Below are 3646 nucleotides of genomic sequence, written 5' to 3' on the forward strand. Positions count from 1 at the left end.
TCTTGGTTTGGATTTATCAAGCCCAGTTTAAGAAAGAACAACAAGAGTTTGTCGCGCGTAAACTGGACGGCAAGGGTTGGACGAAGTATCTTTCTATTAGTGTTCTTTGGTGGTTGGCCTTTGGCTTTATTTATCAATCTATTGGTGCCAATCGTCCCTATCGTGATGCGACCAATGGAGTAGGGCAAATCCTCATGACAGTTGTTTACCGTGAACAGTGGATATTCTGGGCAGCTACTAATGTCTTTTCAATCTATCTCTGGTGGGGAGAAAGCCTGCAAATCCAAGGGAAATATCTAATTTATCTCATTAACAGTCTAGTTGGTTGGTATCAATGGAGCAAGGCTGCTAAGCAGAATACTGATTTACCTAACTAATACTCTCGGACTATCGTGATTCTATCACTGATGCGACCAATGGGGTAGGGCAAATCCTCATGACAGCTGTTTACCGTGAACAATGGATATTCTGGGCAGCTACTAATGTCTTTTCAATCTATCTCTGGTGGGGAGAAAGCCTGCAAATTCAAGGGAAATATCTAATTTATCTCATTAATAGTCTAGTTGATTGGTATCAGTGGAGTAAGGCTGCTAAGCAGAATAGGGATTTACCTAACTAGGAAAAGATGTTTGAAAATGCTGTTTTGCGTTTTCAGTTAAAACAGATAGAGTTGATAATAAAGGATTTTATATTATGAAAAAGAGGATCGGCGGGTCCTCTTTTGTTGTTGAAAAGATAAAAAACTCAGTAACCTAGAAATAAGACAACTGAGCTTTACTCTATATTCAATTTTTAGGAATGAGAAGGTCTAGATAAAATTGGACAACTTCCTGGTCTGTGAAATCTTGACCTTTTTTGAGCCACCAGGTCAATGTCTCGATAAAGTTGGACACGACCAAGTGTTGGAGGTAAGAAGTAGGCAGATTAGGGTGGGCTTCTTTTAAATTATCAGCTAGCACGGAATAGACATGGTGTTCTAGCTCTTTATGGAGTTGACGGAGGAAGTAGTCATTTTTGGAAAATAGCAGACTGGTGATATGGTCTTGGTTTTTCTGAAAATGGAGAAAGAGGTGGGCGAGGTAGTCCTCGGTTGAAACGGATTCCTCTCTTTCAAATAGGTGATGGAAGAGGTATCGGCAAAGCTCGTCTAGCAGTAGTTCCTTACTCTCATAGTGACAGTAAAAGGTGGAGCGTCCCACATCTGCGAGGTCAATGATATCCTGAACTGTAGTGGATTCATAGCCCTTATCGTTCAAAAGTTGTAGAAAAGCTTGATAGATGGCTTTTTTTGTTTTACTGATACGGCGGTCAATCTTAGTCATATGGACACTTGAGGCAAATTGTTCAGAACTGAATAAAGCTGACCTTTTGCTTCTATCCTTTCTTTGAGTTTTAGTGGATAATGATAATGAACAAGGTGTTCATAAATCTATTATAACAAAGAAGTGAGGAAGATGAAGGCAAAATATACTGTTTGGGTAGCTTTTTTCTTAAATTTGAGCTATGCTATTGTTGAGTTTATCGCAGGAGGAATCTTTGGTTCGAGTGCTGTTCTTGCTGATTCTGTCCATGACTTGGGAGATGCTATAGCTATTGGCATATCGGCCTTTTTAGAAACAATCTCAAATAGAGAAGAAGATAGGCGGTACACTTTGGGGTACAAGCGATTTAGTCTTTTAGGGGCTCTTGTGACTTCTGTGATTCTTATCACAGGATCCATCCTAGTGATTTTGGAAAATATAACTAAAATTTTTAATCCACAGCCTGTTAATGATGAGGGTATTCTATGGCTAGGGATCATTGCAGTCAGTACCAATGTGCTAGCTAGCCTAGTAGTTCGTAAGGGAATGACAAAGAACGAGTCAATTCTTAGCCTGCATTTTTTGGAAGATACTCTGGGTTGGTTGGCTGTCATTCTAATGGCGATTATTCTCCGATTTACAGATTGGTATATACTTGATTCGCTCTTATCGCTTGTCATTTCCATCTTCATTCTAACAAAAGCCCTTCCTCGCTTTTGGAGCGCACTCAAGATTTTCTTAGAAGCTGTGCCAGAAGGAGTAGAGGCAGGTAATTTGGAGAAGGATTTGGAGACTCTGACCAATGTCAAAAGTGTTAATCAACTTAGTATTTGGTCTATGGATGGTCTGGAAAATAATGCTATTATCCATCTCTGTTTAGAAGATTGGGAGCAGATGACGGAAACAAAGAATCAAGTACGTCAACTCTTAGAAGAAAGAGGCGTGCAGAATATTACTATTGAAGTAGATAGCAGTCAAATTAATCATTCGCAACATAAAAGGAGGGTAACAGCCTTAGAGCAACCCCATGAGCATCAACATTAGAAAAAGAGGCTGGGACAAAACTCAATTTCAAGAGAAAATGAAATAAATATTCCTAGAATAAAACGCATAGTATCAAGAATTTCAATACATGATACTATGCGTTTTATTATGTGAGTACGGTGGGATTCAATGAAATTACAATTACGAAATATATTCAAGATTAAAGAAATTATCCAGTGGATGATTTCTTCACGAGTATGAAAATTTGAGAACGAGTAAAGCATGATATAGCACTAGATAAATTGAGTGTAAAAGAATATGAGGATCCCTTTAGGGATAGTGGTAAGTAATACTAAAGCCTCTTTAAGAGGCAAGTGATGAGTCAAGAGCAATAAGGCTTGAACAACGTGAAAGCCAGCGTCTTTAAGCGCTGGCTGGTAATTTGGGCTTATAGCCCTGGTACAAACCACCCGTTTGACGGATGGACATGATTTTAAATTATAATTAAAAGATTACGACTTTTATTAAATAGAATTTAGTGATATTTTAGAAGATTTTTTTCGAAACAATGAAACTATTATCTCAAACTAGAAATGTTTGGAATATTATTGGTGTATAGTTTGGATATATAATTCATTAGATGATTGCGTTTTCAAAAATATTGTCTTTTGTTGTGTTATTTCTTGACAATTCAAATTATAAAATATATTATAAAGATAATGACAGCGGTGTCATTTTATCAATTTTAAGAAAAGTAATAATAAATTGTAAATAAATAAAAATATTGGAGGTCTTTATGAAACATATTTTTCATAATGAAGTATTTAGCATTCGTAAATTAAAAGTTGGGATATGTTCAGTTTTATTGGCTATTTCAATTTTGGGAAGCAATGGTATTTTAGCGGATGAAATTGGTACTAATACATCACAAATTGATACAAAAGAAATTTCTAATGTAACTACCAATGATTCGAGTTATTCACAAAATCTTAATAAGAATATTTCTACTGAAAATATTGATACAAATTCATCTACTATTAATTTAGTTACTTCATCAAATGTTGATAGTAATGTGATTAGTGATATAAATCGTTCTAATTCACAAATAGATAGTAAATCGGTTGACAATCAAGATAAAACTACAACTCAAATTAAGAGTAATAAAAAAGATGATATAAGTGATAATACAAATAAAAAAGATATCCAAAAAACTGCTTTAAATGTAAAAGATTATGGAGCAATAGGTGACGGGGTTAATGATGATCGTCAAGCAATTCAAGATACAATAGATGCTGCAGCTAAAGGACTAGGTGGAGGAAATGTATATTTTCCTGAAGGAACTTATTTAGTAAAAGAAATTG

General features: G+C 35.6%; 4 protein-coding genes and 2 pseudogenes. 5 read left to right on the forward strand and 1 reads right to left on the reverse strand.

Annotated elements, in window-relative coordinates:
• Positions 1 to 377: nicotinamide riboside transporter PnuC (gene pnuC, locus RYL77_RS08870; protein WP_315011006.1), on the forward strand; the 377-nt coding region annotated here is incomplete at its 5' end.
• 11 nt (positions 378 to 388) lie between these two features.
• A pseudogene (gene pnuC, locus RYL77_RS08875) lies at positions 389 to 619 on the forward strand (nicotinamide riboside transporter PnuC); the annotation flags it as partial.
• A gap of 166 nt (positions 620 to 785) precedes the next feature.
• Here the strand turns inward: pnuC (RYL77_RS08875) and sczA are convergent.
• A complete protein-coding gene (gene sczA / locus RYL77_RS08880) occupies positions 786 to 1322 on the reverse strand; it encodes a TetR/AcrR family transcriptional regulator SczA (RefSeq protein WP_315011007.1) in 537 nt (178 codons plus the stop codon).
• Positions 1323 to 1454: 132 nt separating this feature from the next.
• On the opposite strand from sczA, the gene RYL77_RS08885 reads away from it, so the two are divergent.
• From RYL77_RS08885 to RYL77_RS08895, 3 genes and pseudogenes are all read left to right on the forward strand, one after another.
• Complete coding sequence (locus RYL77_RS08885; RefSeq protein ID WP_315011008.1) at positions 1455 to 2345, forward strand: cation diffusion facilitator family transporter; 891 nt, start codon at positions 1455 to 1457, stop codon at positions 2343 to 2345.
• Positions 2346 to 2449: 104 nt separating this feature from the next.
• A pseudogene (locus RYL77_RS08890) lies at positions 2450 to 2635 on the forward strand (hypothetical protein); the annotation flags it as partial.
• Positions 2636 to 3081: 446 nt separating this feature from the next.
• A partial coding sequence (locus RYL77_RS08895) for a glycosyl hydrolase family 28-related protein (RefSeq protein ID WP_315011009.1) occupies positions 3082 to 3646 on the forward strand: 565 nt, incomplete at its 3' end.

Origin of the sequence: uncultured Streptococcus sp. (assembly GCF_963516515.1) — a bacterium.
GTDB lineage: Bacteria > Bacillota > Bacilli > Lactobacillales > Streptococcaceae > Streptococcus.